Origin of the sequence: Methylobacterium phyllosphaerae (assembly GCF_001936175.1) — a bacterium.
GTDB lineage: Bacteria > Pseudomonadota > Alphaproteobacteria > Rhizobiales > Beijerinckiaceae > Methylobacterium > Methylobacterium fujisawaense.
The window spans coordinates 5,165,535-5,181,203 of sequence record NZ_CP015367.1 but is presented as its reverse complement, the minus strand read 5'-3'; the positions used below and the strand labels follow the sequence as shown (position 1 = coordinate 5,181,203).

Annotated in this window: 16 protein-coding genes; 6 read left to right on the top strand and 10 right to left on the bottom strand. The window is 69.2% G+C overall.

Translation table 11 applies throughout. The annotated features are described in order from the left end of the window. Positions 1 to 32 precede the first annotated feature (32 nt). The 4 genes from dksA to MCBMB27_RS23705 all read right to left on the bottom strand — a co-directional run bounded on the left by dksA (position 33) and on the right by MCBMB27_RS23705 (position 4,503). Complete coding sequence (dksA, locus tag MCBMB27_RS23720) at positions 33 to 452, bottom strand: RNA polymerase-binding protein DksA (protein ID WP_012322444.1); 420 nt, start codon at positions 450 to 452, stop codon at positions 33 to 35. Positions 453 to 634: 182 nt separating this feature from the next. Next, on the bottom strand, positions 635 to 1,642 hold the full coding sequence (locus MCBMB27_RS23715) for a hypothetical protein (RefSeq protein ID WP_075381416.1): 1,008 nt from the start codon (positions 1,640 to 1,642) through the stop codon (positions 635 to 637). Between the two features lie 2 nt (positions 1,643 to 1,644). Beyond that, positions 1,645 to 3,018, bottom strand: a complete 1,374-nt coding sequence (locus tag MCBMB27_RS23710) for an MBOAT family O-acyltransferase (RefSeq protein WP_043381714.1) — start codon at positions 3,016 to 3,018, stop codon at positions 1,645 to 1,647. Positions 3,019 to 3,255: 237 nt separating this feature from the next. Next, the gene (locus MCBMB27_RS23705; protein WP_043381716.1) at positions 3,256 to 4,503 is read right to left on the bottom strand and encodes an Hsp70 family protein; all 1,248 of its coding nucleotides are present in this window, start codon (positions 4,501 to 4,503) and stop codon (positions 3,256 to 3,258) included. Between the two features lie 155 nt (positions 4,504 to 4,658). Between MCBMB27_RS23705 and MCBMB27_RS23700 the strand changes: the two genes are divergently transcribed. Next, positions 4,659 to 6,155 (top strand): helicase HerA domain-containing protein, encoded by a 1,497-nt coding sequence (locus MCBMB27_RS23700; RefSeq protein WP_043381719.1) that lies wholly within the window; start codon positions 4,659 to 4,661, stop codon positions 6,153 to 6,155. Between the two features lie 117 nt (positions 6,156 to 6,272). Here MCBMB27_RS23700 and MCBMB27_RS23695 read toward each other — a convergent pair whose 3' ends face one another. Continuing rightward, the gene (locus MCBMB27_RS23695) at positions 6,273 to 6,701 is read right to left on the bottom strand and encodes a flagellar assembly protein FliX (RefSeq protein ID WP_043760456.1); all 429 of its coding nucleotides are present in this window, start codon (positions 6,699 to 6,701) and stop codon (positions 6,273 to 6,275) included. A 242-nt stretch (positions 6,702 to 6,943) separates the two neighbouring features. On the opposite strand from MCBMB27_RS23695, the gene MCBMB27_RS23690 reads away from it, so the two are divergent. The 3 genes from MCBMB27_RS23690 to MCBMB27_RS23680 are packed head-to-tail and all read left to right on the top strand — an operon-like array spanning position 6,944 to position 8,922. After that, positions 6,944 to 8,080 carry a flagellar basal body P-ring protein FlgI gene (locus tag MCBMB27_RS23690; RefSeq protein WP_043352227.1) on the top strand — a complete coding sequence of 379 codons (1,137 nt, stop codon included), beginning with the start codon at positions 6,944 to 6,946 and terminating at the stop codon, positions 8,078 to 8,080. A gap of 25 nt (positions 8,081 to 8,105) precedes the next feature. Continuing rightward, positions 8,106 to 8,462: a rod-binding protein gene (locus MCBMB27_RS23685; RefSeq protein ID WP_043352229.1), complete on the top strand. Its 357-nt coding sequence runs from the start codon at positions 8,106 to 8,108 to the stop codon at positions 8,460 to 8,462. Further along, positions 8,449 to 8,922 carry a hypothetical protein gene (locus MCBMB27_RS23680; RefSeq protein ID WP_043352231.1) on the top strand — a complete coding sequence of 158 codons (474 nt, stop codon included), beginning with the start codon at positions 8,449 to 8,451 and terminating at the stop codon, positions 8,920 to 8,922. The genes MCBMB27_RS23685 and MCBMB27_RS23680 overlap by 14 nt, the downstream gene beginning before the upstream one ends. 8 nt (positions 8,923 to 8,930) lie before the next feature. Here the strand turns inward: MCBMB27_RS23680 and MCBMB27_RS23675 are convergent, their stop codons facing one another. The 5 genes from MCBMB27_RS23675 to MCBMB27_RS23655 form a co-directional block, all read right to left on the bottom strand. Then, positions 8,931 to 9,266 (bottom strand): porin family protein, encoded by a 336-nt coding sequence (locus MCBMB27_RS23675; RefSeq protein ID WP_075381415.1) that lies wholly within the window; start codon positions 9,264 to 9,266, stop codon positions 8,931 to 8,933. Position 9,267: 1 nt separating this feature from the next. Further along, on the bottom strand, positions 9,268 to 9,528 hold the full coding sequence (locus MCBMB27_RS23670; RefSeq protein ID WP_043381729.1) for a hypothetical protein: 261 nt from the start codon (positions 9,526 to 9,528) through the stop codon (positions 9,268 to 9,270). Between the two features lie 150 nt (positions 9,529 to 9,678). Next, entirely contained in the window at positions 9,679 to 11,274 is a 1,596-nt protein-coding gene (locus MCBMB27_RS23665) for a flagellin (RefSeq protein WP_075381414.1), read from the bottom strand. A gap of 2 nt (positions 11,275 to 11,276) precedes the next feature. After that, complete coding sequence (flgK, locus tag MCBMB27_RS23660; protein ID WP_075381413.1) at positions 11,277 to 13,133, bottom strand: flagellar hook-associated protein FlgK; 1,857 nt, start codon at positions 13,131 to 13,133, stop codon at positions 11,277 to 11,279. Positions 13,134 to 13,167: 34 nt separating this feature from the next. Further along, positions 13,168 to 14,430, bottom strand: a complete 1,263-nt coding sequence (locus MCBMB27_RS23655; protein ID WP_043352240.1) for a flagellar hook protein FlgE — start codon at positions 14,428 to 14,430, stop codon at positions 13,168 to 13,170. A 298-nt stretch (positions 14,431 to 14,728) separates the two neighbouring features. Here MCBMB27_RS23655 and MCBMB27_RS23650 point away from each other — a divergent pair, with 298 nt between their 5' ends. Both MCBMB27_RS23650 and MCBMB27_RS23645 read left to right on the top strand, forming a co-directional pair. Next, the gene (locus MCBMB27_RS23650; protein ID WP_043352241.1) at positions 14,729 to 15,196 is read left to right on the top strand and encodes a BLUF domain-containing protein; all 468 of its coding nucleotides are present in this window, start codon (positions 14,729 to 14,731) and stop codon (positions 15,194 to 15,196) included. 9 nt (positions 15,197 to 15,205) lie between these two features. After that, positions 15,206 to 15,664, top strand: coding sequence for a response regulator (locus MCBMB27_RS23645; protein ID WP_043352244.1), 459 nt, complete (start codon positions 15,206 to 15,208; stop codon positions 15,662 to 15,664). Positions 15,665 to 15,669: the final 5 nt, after the last annotated feature.

Genomic DNA, 15,669 nt, shown 5'->3' with positions numbered 1-15,669 from the left:
AAGCGGCGCCCCGGCGTTGAGCCGGACCGCGCTCAGTCGTCGCGGTAGACCCGCTCGCGGCGCTCGTGACGCTCCTGGGCCTCGAGCGACAGGGTGGCGATCGGCCGCGCGTCGAGCCGGCGCAGGGAGATCGGCTCGCCGGTCTCCTCGCAGAAGCCGTAGGACCCGTCCTCGATCCGGGCGAGAGCCGCGTCGATCTTGCCGGTGAGCTTCCGCTGCCGGTCCCGCGCCCGGAGCTCGATCGCCCGGTCCGTCTCGGACGAGGCGCGGTCGGCGAGGTCGGGATGATTCTCGTTCTCGCTCTGGAGCGCCACCAGCGTATCCTGCGCCTCGCGCAGGATGTCGTTCTTCCAGCTCAGCAGCTTGCGCCGAAAGTATTCGCGCTGCCGGTCATTCATGAAGGGCTCGTCGTCGGACGGGACGTAGCCGTCCTCCAGCTGCACCTTCGCCATGCGTCACCCTCGCTGGATGGTAAACCGCCCACCAGGGGATGGCCGGTGTGCGGCGATAACGTGAGGTGCCGTATAGTCGAGGTGCCTCAGCGCTACAACGCACACAGATGCAGGGGTTGTAACCGGCTGTCACTGCATCGCCGCGTGCGGCAAACAGGCCACGGTACAGATCTTTTACGCTGTCATCGGGTCCGCAGCCGTACGATCGCGGCGGCGATTTCAGCGGTGAGGCTTCGGGCGAGCGGCAGCCTGTAATGGGTCTGATCGAAGAACTGGTCCGGATCCGCCGCCGCGGACCGGCCGTCGCGCCAGTCGACCACCGTGCTCATGGCGTGCTGCGCGAGCACCGCGCGCACTTCGGCCCGGCAGGCGGCCTCGGCCCGCGCCCGAGGGCTGCCGGGCGGCGGCTCGGCCCGCGCGTAGACCGGGGGAAAGACCACCACGACCGGCGTCGCCGCCGGGATACGGGCCAGCTCGGTGCGCAGCCGCGCTGCGATCGGGAACGGGCCGCCATGATGCGGTTCCGGCTCGGGTCCGACCGGCTTTTCCAGGGCCGCCTTCTTGGCCGGATCGACGCCGAAGCCCTGGCTCAGGTAGTTGCGCTCGTAATCCCACCAGCCGTCGGCCGCGGCGGTCTTGTGGCGCGGATTCAGGAGCCAGCCGAGGCGGTTGACCGTCTCCTGCGCGGCCGAGAAGCGGATGAGCCCCCTCAGATAGGCGGGCCAGTCGCCCACGAGCCAGTAGGGGAATCCATGCTCGCTCGGAAAGGCGGGGTCGTCCGCGCACCAGAATGCGTCGGCCGAGAGCACGATCGCGTCGGGCCTCGCATGGTGCTTCAGATACCAGCCGAGCAGGGCGAACTGCTCGGAGGGACCGGTGGCCGGCACCGAGAGCTGCAGGAACGGAATGCCGGTGAGCCGCGTCAGGGCTGCCGGCTCGATCAGCTGGATATGCGAATTGCCGATCACCACGCCTGAATAGGCCGGATCGCGCCCGCGCATGGCCGAGGCGGTGCGGGGTCCCTGCGGCCGCACGGCGCCCCGGGACAGCAGCGTCGAGCGTCCGGTATCGTAGGGGTCGACCAGGATCGCGAGGGCCAGATAGCCTGCGAACAGGCCGACCATCGACAGGGCCAGGGTGCGGGCGAAGGCACGCCAGTCCCGGTCGGTGGTGGGGGGAGCGGGCGCCATCCTCAAAACTGGAAGTAGATGAACTCGTAGTTCGCATCGTCGCCGATCTTCAGCAGGACGAGCACGAACAGCAGCGCGAAGCCGCAGGCGAGGAGCCGCCGCGGCGGCAGGCGGTGCACCGCAGTCCAGGCGGTGGGCCCGACCGTGGCCACCAGGGCGGCGATGGCGATGGTGCGCCACTTGAAGCCCGAGCCTCTGGGCGCCAGCCCGAACAGGCCCTTGAAGATCACGAGGGCCGCCTCAAAGCTCGTCGCCCGGAACAGCACCCAGGTGAGCACGACGAACAGGCTGGTGAGCGCCCAGCCGAGGGGCGCGGGGATCGCGATCCGGGCGCGGCGCGCCAGCACCCCGGCCCCGAGGCCGATCCCGTGGAGCGCCCCCCAGGCGAGGAAGGTCAGGCCCGCCCCGTGCCAGAGGCCGCCCAGCGTCATGGTGGCGGCGAGCGCCCCGACCTGCCGCGGCAGCCCGCGGCGGTTCCCGCCCATCGGCACGTAGAGGTAGTCGCGCAGGAAGCGCGACAGGGTCATGTGCCAACGCCGCCAGAAGTCGCGCAGGGAGGTGGCGCGGTAGGGCGCGTCGAAATTCTGGGGCAGGACGAGGCCGAACAGCAGCGCGATGCCCAGCGCCATGTCGGTGTAGCCGGAGAAGTCGAAATAGATCTGGAAGGTGAAGCCCAGCGTCGCCTGCCACGCCTCCACCACCGTGACGGCCTTGCCGGCGGCGGCGGCCTGAAAGACCGGATTCACGTATTCCGCGAGCGGATCGCCGAGGAACACCTTCTTGGCCAGCCCCACCGTGAGCAGCATCAGCCCGCGGGCGAAGCGCTCGGCGGCGTCGGGCCGCGCGTAGGGCGCCTCGTCGAACTGGTGCATGATCTCGCTCCAGCGCACGAGCGGGCCGGCGAGAACCTGCGGGAAGAAGGCGATGTAGAGGGCGTATTTCACGAGCCCGAAGCTCGGCGCCCGGCCGGCCCGCAGGTCGGCGAGATACATGATGTGGTGGAAGGTGAAGAACGAGATGCCGAGCGGCAGGGCGAGGCCGAGCCGCTGCGCCTCCAGGCCGGGGATCAGGTTGGCGAGATCGGCCGCGAAATCGAGGTACTTGAACACCCCCAGGAGGGCGAGGTTGGCGGCGATGGCGACCGGGATCAGCCATCGGCCGGGCCTGTGCCGATAGAGACGGGCCACGCACCAGTTCGCCAGGATCGAGCCGGCGAGCAGCGGCACGAACCGGACATCCCACCAGCCGTAGAACACGAAGGACAGGCCGACGAGGAGCGGCAGCCGCCACCCGGGCGCGGCGCGCGCCACCAGCCCGTGCAGGATCAGCGCGGCCGGCAGGAAGGCGAGGAGGAAGACGAAGGAGTTGAACAGCATCGGGCGAGGCGGCGCGGAGGAGCCCGGATGGGCCGCCGTTGTCTCCGAGCGGAAGGGACTGCCTTGTCGGGGATCGGGGCCGGCCCGTCAATCGCAGCCGCGCGATCGCGGCCATTCAGCAGCGCGGCGCCGCAGCGACCCCGTCTCAGGTACAAGCGTCCCGGTTGATGCAGCCCTCTAGGTCATCCGGGCGACGCCGAGTGCCTGAGGGCCGGGCGACGTCACCCGGGTGCGGCTTCACGCTCCGCGACGGGCCGCCTCGATGGTCAGGCCCAGCCCCACCGAACCGAACGTGTCCCCCTCCACCACCCGGGCGGCGGGCAGCGCGGCCGTGAGCGCGGCGCGCAGATGCGGCAGGCCGGTGGACCCGCCGGTCAGGAACAGGGCGTCGACCCGGTCGGCCGGCAATTCCGCCTGCGCGAGGCAGCGCGCGATCCGGGCCGCCACGGCCCGCGCGAGGTCACCGGTCTGGGCCGACAGGGTCGCGCGATCCACCGGCACGGAGAGGCCGCGCTCCAGAAGGCCGAGATCGAGCACCGTCGCATCCTGCTCGGAGGCCGCGATCTTGGCGCCTTCCACCGCCCCGGCCAGGGCGTGTCCGCGCTCCCCCTCCACCGCCTCGCGCAGCCGCGCGAGCAGGTCGGGCCGGGCGCCGTCGCGGATCACCTCGTCGATCTCCCGCAGGGTCTTCTGATTGTAGAGACGGTTGATCGCCGACCACGTGGCGAGGTCGTGGTAATAGGCGTTCGGCACCGCGAGATCGCCCCGGCGCATCGGGCTTCCGAGGCCAAGGAGCGGCATCACCGTGCCGAGGCTGAGCTGACGGTCGAAATCGGTGCCGCCGATCCGCACGCCGTCATTGGCCAGGATGTCGCCGGCCCGGTCCGGCCGGCCCCGACGCTCCGGCGCGAGGCGCACGATGGAGAAATCCGAGGTGCCGCCGCCGATATCGGCGACCAGCGCGATCTCCTCGGACCGGACCTGCCGCTCGTAGTCGAGGGCGGCCGCGATCGGCTCGTACTGGAACGAGACCTCCCGGAAGCCGACGTCGCGGGCAATGTCCCGCAGCGTGTCTTCGGCCCGGCGGTCCGCCTCCGGATCGCCATCGACGAAGTGGACCGGGCGGCCATGGACCACGCTGTCGAGGCTCTGGCCGCAGGCGGCCTCGGCGCGCTCCTTCACGGCCGTGAGATAGCGGGCGATGACGTCGCGCAGGCGCAGCCGCTGGCGGCCGACCGGTGTGGCCTCATCCATGAGCGGGGTGCCGAGGACGGATTTCAGGCCGCGCATCATCCGGCCGGACCGGCCCTCGACATAGGCCGCCGTCGCGGCCCGGCCGATGATGGGCTCCCGGCCGAGTTCGAAGAAGATCGCGCTGGGGATCGTCCGGTGCGCGCCTTCCAGGGGCAGCAGCGTCGGTCCGTCCGGGCCGTTATGCCCGAGGGTGGTGTTCGACGTGCCGAAGTCGAGGCCGCAGGCCGCCATCGTGTCGTAGATCCGGGTTCGTTCTGGGAGGCCGGTGGCCGTACAGGGCCGCGGCGTCCGGGTCCAGGCCGGGCGCGGCACGGCTGGTATGGCGGGAAGCGTGGACAGCGCGACGGCGGCGCACCCGGATCCGTCGGGCCGTGCTATGAGGCCTTATGCGTTCCGACATCGATCTCGGCCTGACCGGCGAGCGCCCCGCGCTCCTCGACCTCACCGAACTGCTCGCCACGCGGCTTCTGGTCCAGGGCAATTCGGGGTCCGGCAAATCGCATTTGCTGCGGCGGCTGCTGGAGCAGAGCGCCGGCCTCGTGCAGCAGGCGATCATCGACCCCGAAGGCGATTTCGCCAGCCTCGCCGACCGCTACGGTCACGTGGTGGTCGAGGCGGACGGCGACGACGTCGCCCTGCAGCGCATCGCTGCCCGGGTGCGGACCCACCGGGTCTCGGTGGTGCTGTCGTTGGAAAATCTCGACGCCGACGGGCAGATGCGGGCCGCTGCGGCCTTCCTGGGCGGCCTGTTCGATGCCGACCGCGACCATTGGTACCCGATGCTGGTGGCCGTCGACGAGGCGCAGCTCTTCGCCCCAGCGGCGGCCGGCGAGGTCTCGGACGAGGCCCGGCGCCTCTCGCTCGGCGCGATGACCAACCTCATGTGCCGCGGCCGCAAGCGCGGCCTCGCCGGCATCATCGCGACGCAGCGCCTCGCCAAGCTCGCCAAGAACGTGGCGGCCGAGGCCTCGAACTTCCTGATGGGCCGGACCTTCCTCGACATCGACATGGCCCGCGCCGCCGACCTGCTCGGCCTGGAGCGCCGGCAGGCCGAGACGTTCCGCGATCTACCGCGCGGGCATTTCGTGGCCCTCGGCCCGGCCCTGTCGCGGCGCCCGCTGACCATCGCGGTCGGACCGACCCAGACCGTGAGCCGGAGCTCCTCGCCGGTCCTCGTCCCCCTGCCCGACGCCCTGGAAGACGCCCGCGCGCTGATCCTCACGGCAAGCCCGGAGGAGATCGTGGCGCCGTTGGCCCCGCGCCCGAAGCCGCGCCCCACCCCGGCGCCGGACGTGCTCGTCCAGCTCGCCAATTACCGGCCGCCGGTGCCCGCCGAGGAGCCGGAAGAGGAGCCCATGGACCCGGAGGCTCGCGAGGCGGCCCTCGCCGAGGTTCTGGCCTCCGTGCTGGCGGATGCCGACGCCGCCGCCTGCACGCCCGCGACGCTCTATCAGGACTTCACCGTCCGCTGCCGCATCCGCCGACTGCGGGGCGACACGATGGGCCTGCCCGAGTTCAAGCGGCGACTCGCCGTGGCGCGGGCCGAGGCCGGGGGCGCGGTGGCGGACAATTCCGGCTGGGAGCAGGCCCAGGCGATCGCGGCGAGCCTGCCGGACGATCTCGCCGGCCTGTTCCTGGTGGTCGCCCGGGCCGCCATCGAGGGTGCCCCCTGCCCGACCGACACCATGCTGGCCGAGGCCTACGGCACCAGTTCGGGCGGCCGGGCGCGGCGGATGCTGGCCTATCTCGAGGAGCGCGGCGCCATCGTCACCCGCAAGGACCTGCGCGGTGCGCCGATCATCGCGGTGCCGGATCTCGGCGTCGAGACCGGACCGGGCGAGCCGCAGATGCTGCCGGCGGGACCGAAGCGGCGGGTGGTTTAGCCGGGCCGGGCTCGCGTCCGACGCAAAAGCTATCGCGCGCGCCGCGACGGGGCGAAACGGCGCGCGGTGCCGCCGGACGGTGTGCCTCTGCTCGCGCCGACCGTCGCGGACGCCCGGTCAGACGCCCCGGGCCATCTCCAGCTTGGCGAGTTCCACCGCGGCCCGCAGCTCGATCTCGGCCATCAGGCCGTCCAGCCGCGGATCTCCCGACAGGCCCGCACGCTCGTTCAGCCGGCCGGCGATGGCGCGCAGCTCCTGCGGTGCGACGCGGCCACCGAGAAGCGCCGCCTTCAGTCGGTCGAGACCATCGAGAAGGTCGTGGCCGCGCTGGGCCGAGCGCCGCCGCCGCTCCTGGGGTGTATCGGCCTCGGACTGGAGAAGCAGGACCGCGTCCAGCCCGGCCAGCGTCGCGGCGGCTGCCGGCGCACCGGCCCCCGTCCCGGGAGCCGGGGCCGCACCGAGGCTGAAGCCGGCGCCCCCCTCGGGCTTCCGGGGAGCCGCGACGCCGCCGGCACTCTGGATCGGCTGGCGAGTCTCGACACGCATGATCCGGTTCGCGTTGCTCCAAGCGCCCCCGCGCAGGACCCGAAACTCGGCCCCTAGGGTTAAGCGCGGGTAAACGAGGCGGCAGAAGCTGCCGGGTCGGCAGGTTCGGTCCCGGTGCGCCGGAACGCGCCGCCGGGGACCCGGAGCGAAAAATACCATTCCTTCAAAGCCTTGCCGCACCGCCTCGACTGGCACGGCCCTGGCAGGATGGCGGCAGGTCCGTTCTTGGTCGAAAATCCGGCATGCGCCCGCGTCACGCGTTCTGTCCCCTCCGGTTTCTGCTCGGTGTCGTCGCGGGCGCCCTGCTGCTCGCCGCCCTGCCCGGGCCGGCGCTGGCCCTGTCGCGCGTCAAGGACCTCGCCTCCATCGAGGGCGTCCGCCAGAACCAGCTCGTCGGCTACGGGATCGTGGTCGGCCTCAACGGCACCGGCGACACGCTCAACAACATCCCGTTCACCAAGCAGTCGCTGCAGGCGATGCTGGAGCGCCTCGGCGTCAACACCCGCGGCGCCACGATGCGGACGCAGAACCTCGCCGCCGTGATGGTGACGGCGAGCCTGCCGCCCTTCGCCGCGCAGGGCACGCGGATCGACGTGACGGTCTCGTCTCTGGGCGACGCCAAGTCCCTCCAGGGCGGCACCCTGCTGGTGACGCCGCTCCTCGGCGCCGACGGCGAGGTCTACGCCCTGGCGCAGGGATCGGTGGCGATCGCGGGATTCTCGGCCGAGGGCGATGCCGCCAAGATCACCCGGGGGGTGCCGACGAATGGCAGGATCTCCAACGGCGCCAATATCGAGCGCGAGATCGCCTTCAAGCTGAACGACGCACGCGCGCTGCGGCTCTCCCTGCGCAATCCCGACTTCACGACCTCGAAGCGGATCGCCGCCGCGATCAACGATTTCATGGGCGCCGACACCGCCGAGCCCACCGACCCGGCAACCGTCACGATCCAGATCCCGACCCGCTACAACGGCAACATGATCCGGCTGATCACCGAGGTGGAGCAGCTGAAGGTCGAGCCGGACCAGACCGCCCGGGTCGTCGTCGACGAGCGCTCCGGCATCATCGTCATGGGCCGGGACGTGCGCGTCTCCACGGTGGCGATCGCGCAGGGCAACCTCACCGTGACCATCACGGAACAGCCGCAGGTGAGCCAGCCGGCGCCGCTGTCCAACGGCCGCACCGTGGTGGTGCCGCGCACCGGCGTGAAGGTCGATACCGGCGACGGCAACAAGCTCGCCCTGGTCAAGGAGGGTGTCAGCCTGCGCGAGCTGGTCGATGGCCTCAACGCGCTGGGTGTCGGCCCGCGGGATCTGATCTCGATCCTGCAGGCGATCAAGGCCGCCGGCGCGCTTCAGGCCGACATCGAGCTGATGTGATCAACCGGACCTGGAGGGTCGAACCATGCTGCAACTCGCCAGTCTCGCGGCCAATGCCGCCGGCATCGGGACCTCGGTCGCCGGGAGCGCCGTCGATGGGGTCATCAAGTCGGCCAGCAAGGCCAAGGCTTGGAAGACCGCCACCGAGTTCGAATCGATGTTTTTGGAGAACAGCCTGGATCGGCTGACCCAATCGGACGGGACCGAGGGACCGTTGGGCGAGAACGGCACCGGCGGCGGTGTCTACCGCTCGATGCTGACCAAGGAATACGCGACCCAGATCGTGAAGAGCGGCGGCGTCGGCATCGCCGATTCGATTTTCCGTGAGATCATGAAGATGCAGGGTGCGGCGAGCGAGGGAGCGACCAATGCAAAGGGCTGAACCGCTGCGCGTCGCGGACCGGGTCACCGCCGAGGCCCTGGTGGCCGGCGTGCTCGGCAACATGGCCGCCCTGGAGGCCGTGCTCGCCGAGGAGGCTGCCTTCGTCCGGGAGGGCCGCCTGCAGGAGGGCGTCGCCGCGGCCGAGCCGAAGGCCGCGCTGGCCGCCGCCTACATGCAGGGCCTCGAGGTCGCGAAGGCGAACGCCGTCGCGCTGAAGCGCTTCCATCCCGACGGGGTCGAGGCCCTGCGCACGGCCCATCGCCGTTTCACCGCGGCCGTGGAGGCCAACCAGACGGTGCTCGCCAGCGCCAAGACCGTATCGGAAGGGCTGATCAAGACCCTGGCGGAGGAGATCGGCCGGGCTCAGCTGCCGTCCGGCTACGGCCGGCAGATTCCGGCCCCCTCCCCGTACGGCCGCGGTGTGCGCAGCGGACCGCTGGTCCTCTCGCGCAACCTCTGAGCCGCGCCTCAACGGCGGCCGGTGCCGATCCGAAGGTAGGTCCGCACCTCGCCGAGATCCGTGTCCGCGCGGTTGTCGATCGCGAGGCGGCCGGCGACGGCCGGCGCCGCCGCCACGCCATGCCCCGCGCCCAGATCCGCTCCCGCCGTGACGCGGCCCGAGATGCGGATGCAGCCGCCGCTCCCCGGCAGGCGCACGAAGCCCGGCCCCTTGGAGGGGCACGGCTCAGGTCCGGGCGTCTTGGGCAGGTCCCGGAGATCGAGGGCGGCGGCCGTCCCGGCGCCGGACAGGCCCGCCGCGATGAGAGCCGCCATAACCGCCAGCATGCGGAGCCGGCCGCGCATCTCAGGCGGCCTGGCGCGCGAGATTCCGGTGAAGCTGGTCGATGTACTGCTCGACCTCGCCGATGAACGGATCGAGATCCGGCTCGTGGATGCGCAGACGGGCGAGGTCGCGCAACAGGATGTCGAGGGCGATGGCGCGCTCGCCGGGATGGGCATAGCCCGCAAGATACGCCTCGACGGCCTGTTCCACCATCCCGATCGCGCCGATCCGCGGCGCGATCCCGAGGCGAAGGACGAGTTCGATGGGTCCGGGCAGCGACATGCCGACCTCTCCTCGATCGAATCACGGCGCGTGGGCGCGTCCGCACGCCGCGGTTCAATCCCGGAAAACGGCAGGACTATGGTCGCTCGGGCCGAGACGGATCTTTCGGATACCGGCCGCGCTCGGTCGGGGACCAATCTCCGTGAACGATCAGCTGATGTAGTTCACCAGTGACAGCTTGGAGAGCGTCGAGGTGACCTGATAGCTGGCCTGGAGCCGGTTCTGCACGTCGAGCAGCTTGGTGATCACCTCCTCGGGGGAGGCCTGCTCGATTCCGTCCAGGGTGTTCTGGACGGTGTTCTGGGTGGCCTTGTTGGTCGTACTGGCGTTCGAGAGGCGCGCCGACGCGATGGTCAGTTGCGTGACCGTGTCCTGGACGCTGGGGGTCTGGCTGGCGGAAGCCAGCAGCCCGCCGGCCTTGGTCGCGACGGCCTGATAGGTGTTGTAGGTGCTGGCATCGTTCGTGGTCGGCAGGGCGTAGGCCATGGTCGCCAAGCCCGCCAGCACGTTCTGGATCTCGGGCGTGTTGGCCCGCGCTCCCGTGCCGACGGTGCCGGTCGCGCTGACCTGGACCGACTGGGTATCGATCGCAGAGGTCGGCTCCGGCGGCGTCTTGGACGTGTCGTAGGTGTTCTCGCCCTGGTACCAGAGCACCGTCGTGTTCGGGTCGGGGCTTGCATATCCGACCGGGTTGGTTCCGGAATAGACGACCCGCTGGGGGATCACGCCGTTTCCGCCCGGCCCCCCGTTCACGGACCCGCTGAAGAACTGCGTCGCCGCGTCGGCTGTGGCCTTCACCGCGAGCGTGCTGCTCGCCGCGCCCGTCAGCGCCTTCGTGAGGGTATCGGAGAGGTTCTTCATCGTTTCGGCGGAGTTGGCGCCGATCGCGAAGGTGGAGTTCGAGCCCGCAACCACGCTGGTCGCTGCGGTCAGCGTGATGGTCGTGGACGTCCCCTCGGGTGTCACCAGCGAGAAGCTGATGCTGTCGCCGGGGGCCGGCTGAGCGCTCGCGCTCGTCAGATTGACGGTCAGGGTCGCCGGGACCGTGCTCGAGACGGAGGCGGTCAGAGCCCCCGTGGCCGTCGCGGTGCTGCCGAGGGTGAAGCCGAAATTGCCGCGCGTCCCGGGGTTCGATTCCTCCGTGACCTGGATCGGGATCGCCGTCGACGCGCTCTGCGTCAGCCGGCCGTTCCCCTGGGTGCCCAGCTGTGCGCTGACCCGCTCGTTGATGACATCCGTGAGGCCGTCGAGCGTTTGGCCGGTCGAGTCGGTCGATCCGTTGAGGATCGTGTTCGCATCGAGCACCGGCTGGGTCTCGGTGTTGGTCCCGCCGAACAGGTAATTGCCCGCCGCCGACTGATTGAGCGTGTCGAGCACCGTCTGGAGGTTGGCCAGCGCCGTCGCGCGGCCGGACACGGAGTTCGCCGCCACGCTCTGCAGGCCGTTCTGCAAGGTCGACGCGGTGCTCGTCCCGATACTCGCCACCTGTGTCAGGCTCGTCACCGCCAGGTTGGTCCGGGTCTGGGCCGCGGTGATGCCGCTGGCATAGCCGTTGAGGGCGCTCAAGGTGGCCTGAGCCGCCAGCGCTGTGGAGCGACCGGAGCCGAGCCCGCCATAGGTCTGCGAGACCTGACCGCTGGAGAGCTGGTTCGACAGGTCGTTGAGCTGGTTCTTCAGCGTCAGGAGCTGCGAGGCGTTGCGATTCGTGATGTACGAGCCGGCCGCGAAGGGGGTGATCGTCGTCATGATCAGATCTGCAGCAGCTGGTTGAGCATGTCGCGGGCCGCCGTCAGCACCCGGGCGTTGGCGCCGTAGGCGGTCTGCAAAGCGATCAGATTCGACATCTCCTGGTCGATATTGACGCCCGCCCCGGCGGAGAACCGGCTTTGGGCGGTGGAGAGCGCCGTCTGCTGGGTGTCGTCGATCGCCGACGCGTTCGCGGAGGCCGCCCCCTGGGTCGAGACGATGTCCTGCGCGAAGCCGATCACGGTGGCATTGTAGGGCGCCGAGACACCGCCGATGCCACTGGACGACGAGAAGGTCTGCTGGGTGGAGGTCAGCGCCGAGAACAGCTTCTGGGCGCGTGACCCGGAGGCGCTGGGATCGGTGGCGCTCGTCTGGGTGAGCGCCGCCGTGTTTCCGGACAGGGCGGCATTGACCGTGATGCGCTGGGCGAATCCGGTGAGCTGCGAGCCATTGTCGAGCGAGCCGGTGTAGAGCTTGTTGGGCGTACCGTCGACGAACAGGGCGAGCGACGGGTTGCCCGAGGTCAGGTCACTGACCGACGACATCGGGGTGATGTTGGCCGTCGCCGACGTCACCGTGTCGGAACTCCCGGCCGCCGGCCCGATCACCAGAGCGGCGCCGGTGCCCGAAGCCGCAACTTTAGCGGAGAGACCGAGATTCCCGAGGGCCGTGTTGATCGCGCCGGCGTAGTCCGATCCGCTGCTCGGAATCTTGAACGTCTGGACGAGGGCCGTGGAATCCTTGGTCTGGCTCGCGGGGACTGACGTGGCGTCATCGTTGGACGCGACCAGGATGACGTTGCGCACCGTGCCGTTCACCGTCACCGGGAAGGTCAGGGTGTTGCCCGGCTGGATGCCGGTCAGGTCGATGGACGTCTGCGTGCCGTTGGACGTGCCGGTGACGGTCTTGTCGCTGAGCGCGCTGGCCAGGCCGGCCGCGAGGTCGTCAAGCTGACGTTGCGCCTGCGGCAGGGTCTGGTCGCGCAGTTCGATCCCGGCGGCCAAGCTCCCGGAGCGCAGCACGCCGGGGGCGCCGAGATCGATCTTGCCGCCGCCCGGCAGCGTGGCCGTGATGGTGCCGACCGTGCGCTGCGTCGGATCGGTGGAATAGGCGGAATTGGCGTCGAGGATCCCGCGTCCGTCGAAGCTGAGCGTCGCCGCGTTTCCGTGATCCACCAGTGTGACCCCCGACCGGGTCATCACCGAGACCGTTCCGTCCCTCTGATCGGACGTCTGGACATCCATGTAACTGGACAGGCTGTTGATCGCTTGGTCGCGCTGGTCCTGAAGGGCGGTCAGCGTGGTGCTGTCGGTGTTGTTCTGGATCTTGCCGTTCAGGGTCGCGATGTTGGCGAGCAGCGTGCTGGCGGCGCTCGTATCGCTGCCCAGTTGCGATTCGATGCCGGTACGCAGGTTCTGAACCGTGCCGGCGGAACTATTGATCAGGCTCGCGAGCGCGGAGGCGTTGCCCAGCACCGTCGTGCGGGCGGCCGCCGAGGTCGGATTCGCCGCGAGTTCCTGAAGCGACTGCGTGAAGGTGTTCAGCGTGCCGTCGAGGGAGGTCGAACTGCCCGGCGTCCCGTAGAGGGCATCGAGCTTGGTGGCGATGCCGGCCTTGGTGCTGGTGTAGGCAGCCCCCGATGTCTCCAGCCGCAGCTGGTTCAGGGCCGCAGCGTCGAAGCTGCGGGTGATCGTCCCGACGGCGACACCCGAATTGTTGGTGCCGGTGGCGACCGTCGAGACCGTCCGCTTGACGTAGCCCGCAGTCCCCGCATTGGCGACGTTCTGCGAGACGATGTTGATGGCCGCCTGCGTGGCGGCCAAACCCGCGGTCGCGGTCGAAATCGCGTTCAGCGACATATCACGGCCTCCGCGTCGCGAGCCCCGGCCTCAATCAGCGAATCACGTTCAGCAGGTCAGACATCATCGTCTGCGCCGTCGACATGACCCGCGTGTTCGCAGAGTACGCCTGCTGGGTTACGATCATCTTAGAAAATTCGCTGGCAATGTCGGTATTGGATTGCTCGATGCTGGCACCATTGATCGTGCTGCCGTTGAGACCGGTGAGCGGCGGCCCGGAATCGGCCGTCTGCAGATAATTCCCCTTCCCGTCGGCCTTCAGCCCGTCGGGATCGGCGAATTGCGAGATGCCCACGGTCGCGACGGGAATCACCGAACCGTTCGAGAATGTGCCGTTGATCTTGCCGTCCTCACCCACGGCGACGCTCATCAGGGTGCCGGCACTGTTGCCGCTCTGGCTTAGCGCCTTGGTGGTCACGGCACCGCTGGCATCCGCGTATTGGGTCAGGCCGCCGCTGATATCCAGGCTGAGCGACGAGAAGGTATAGTCGCCGATCTGCACGCCGGTCAGCGGTACCGGCGTGGTGGAGGCCGGGCTCGTGAGCTTACCGGTTGAGTCGAACGTGAAGGCCGGCCCGGTCTGCGTCCAAGACGGCGTGTCGGTGGTGCTGCTGTTGTAGTACAAGTCCCACGACGAGGGCGAGGTGCCGGCCGTCGTCGTCTGAACCCAGCGCATGCTGATCGTCACCGGTGCCCCGGTCGTGGTGTAGCCCGTGATCGAGGGACCGGCGATGCTGTTGGGTGGCTGAGCCGAGGCGCTCACCGTGGGCGTGGCCGGCAGGTTGGCCGAATACGTGATCGTCTTCGTCTCTTGCGCCGGAAGAGTCAGGTTGCCGATGTTGACGGGGCCCGTGCTGGTGACCTGACCGGTCGTGGGATCGAGGTTGGTCCCGGTCAGGTACCCACCCGCGCCGTTGACCAGATAACCGTCCTTGTCCTGCGAGAAGTCGCCGCGACGCGTGTAGACATTCGCGCCGCTGAAGGTTGGCGAATTGTTCGCGTCACCGGTCTTCTGCACCACGGTGAAGAAACCGGTGCCGCTGATCGACATGTTGGTCGGTACGCTGGACGAGACCACGTTGCCGGCAATCGTGTTCGTCAGCTGCGACTGGGCCAGGACGGATCCGGCGACCTCGCGTTTCGGCGTCGTCTCGGCCATCAGATCGACGAAGCTGGTGTCGATGCGCTTGTAGCCGGTCGTCTGCGAGTTCGCGATGTTCCCGGAGATGTTGCTGATGGCATAGGACTGCGCCTGGAGACCGGAGACCGAGGTCTGCAGGGCGGAAAAAAGATCCATGGCGAACGATCCCAATACGCGCCGCTCTGGCCCGCAGGCTCGATGCGCCGCAACCGGCATGCCAGGGCTAAGTCTTTGATATTTCGGAGCCGCGGCGTTCCGAACCCGGCAGGGTTCGCCGGGCGCGGCGGCGGTCCCGGCAGATCCTGCCGGGTGGGATCCACGCCCGGTCAGACGCGATCGGGTCGCGTTTACGCGGTGTTATTCCACACGCGCGAAGATACGGCCGGGCCAGGGCCACGCGCGGTGCGTCCTGACCGGAAGCACTGAACGGATACGGATTTCGGATCTCGGGATCATGCGGGCGAAACGGACGAGCCTCGTCCACATCATCTACTTCTCACGCCTGAACCTGTCGTCCGAACCGGCGAAGAGGTCCGAGCAGATCAATGAAATCGGCCGGACCGCCCAGAAGAAGAACGAGTTTGCGGTGATCACAAGCTTCCTGGTCATCGAGGGAAATTTCGCCTGCCAGGTGATCGAAGGCGAGCGCTCGTCGGTGCACGAGACCTTCGACCGGGTGAGCGCGGACAGCCGCCACCGGGATGTCCAGATCAGCGAGTGGCGCGAAATCGCCAAGCGCGAGTTCGTCCACTCGTTCAAGAGCGCGCAGCGTACCGCCGGCAACGACACGCTGTTTGCGAAGGCCAACCTTCTGCCGATGCTCCAGCGCGGCACGCCGAAGGCATCCGCGATCCACGGGCTTTGCCTGTCGCTCCAATCCGACGCGATGTCCCGGCAGGGCATCGACCATCTTTTCATCTGAGCCGCGCCGATGTCCGAGAGCGATACGCCCCCGATCCTCATCGTCGACGATCAGGAGAAGCTTCTCCGGCTGATCGTGATGCTGATGACACGCATCGGCTTCCCGGATGTCGAGGGCGTCACCAGCGCGACGGAGGCCCTGGAGCGGATGCGGCAGCGCCGCTACGCTCTGGTGATCTCCGACCTCGATATGGAGCCGATGGACGGGCTCAGCCTGCTGCGCGAGATCCGGGCCGACGACGCGCTGATGAACACGCCCTTCATGCTCACCGAATCGTCCTTCGACTTCGAGGACATCAACCTCGCCCACCAGGCGGGCGCGGACGCCTTCATCCTCAAGCCCTTCGACATGGCGGTGTTGAAGTCGAAGCTGAAGCAGGTGCTCAACCGCAAGCCGCGCAAACGCGAAATGCCGATCGCCTCGGAGTCGAGTCTGAGCGTCGAATTCCCGATGCTCGGCAAGTTCTGACGCGG

Coding starts and splice junctions, on each gene's coding strand:
- MCBMB27_RS23655 (WP_043352240.1), bottom strand. CDS start 14,430: ATGGATCTTTTTTCCGCCCTGCAGACCTCGGTCTCCGGTCTCCAGGCG.
- MCBMB27_RS23690 (WP_043352227.1), top strand. CDS start 6,944: ATGCGCCCGCGTCACGCGTTCTGTCCCCTCCGGTTTCTGCTCGGTGTC.
- MCBMB27_RS23705 (WP_043381716.1), bottom strand. CDS start 4,503: ATGGCGGCCTGCGGCCTCGACTTCGGCACGTCGAACACCACCCTCGGG.
- MCBMB27_RS23645 (WP_043352244.1), top strand. CDS start 15,206: ATGTCCGAGAGCGATACGCCCCCGATCCTCATCGTCGACGATCAGGAG.
- flgK (WP_075381413.1), bottom strand. CDS start 13,133: ATGTCGCTGAACGCGATTTCGACCGCGACCGCGGGTTTGGCCGCCACG.
- MCBMB27_RS23670 (WP_043381729.1), bottom strand. CDS start 9,528: ATGTCGCTGCCCGGACCCATCGAACTCGTCCTTCGCCTCGGGATCGCG.
- MCBMB27_RS23710 (WP_043381714.1), bottom strand. CDS start 3,018: ATGCTGTTCAACTCCTTCGTCTTCCTCCTCGCCTTCCTGCCGGCCGCG.
- MCBMB27_RS23685 (WP_043352229.1), top strand. CDS start 8,106: ATGCTGCAACTCGCCAGTCTCGCGGCCAATGCCGCCGGCATCGGGACC.
- dksA (WP_012322444.1), bottom strand. CDS start 452: ATGGCGAAGGTGCAGCTGGAGGACGGCTACGTCCCGTCCGACGACGAG.
- MCBMB27_RS23680 (WP_043352231.1), top strand. CDS start 8,449: ATGCAAAGGGCTGAACCGCTGCGCGTCGCGGACCGGGTCACCGCCGAG.
- MCBMB27_RS23665 (WP_075381414.1), bottom strand. CDS start 11,274: ATGACGACGATCACCCCCTTCGCGGCCGGCTCGTACATCACGAATCGC.
- MCBMB27_RS23715 (WP_075381416.1), bottom strand. CDS start 1,642: ATGGCGCCCGCTCCCCCCACCACCGACCGGGACTGGCGTGCCTTCGCC.
- MCBMB27_RS23700 (WP_043381719.1), top strand. CDS start 4,659: ATGCGTTCCGACATCGATCTCGGCCTGACCGGCGAGCGCCCCGCGCTC.
- MCBMB27_RS23650 (WP_043352241.1), top strand. CDS start 14,729: ATGCGGGCGAAACGGACGAGCCTCGTCCACATCATCTACTTCTCACGC.
- MCBMB27_RS23675 (WP_075381415.1), bottom strand. CDS start 9,266: ATGCGCGGCCGGCTCCGCATGCTGGCGGTTATGGCGGCTCTCATCGCG.
- MCBMB27_RS23695 (WP_043760456.1), bottom strand. CDS start 6,701: ATGCGTGTCGAGACTCGCCAGCCGATCCAGAGTGCCGGCGGCGTCGCG.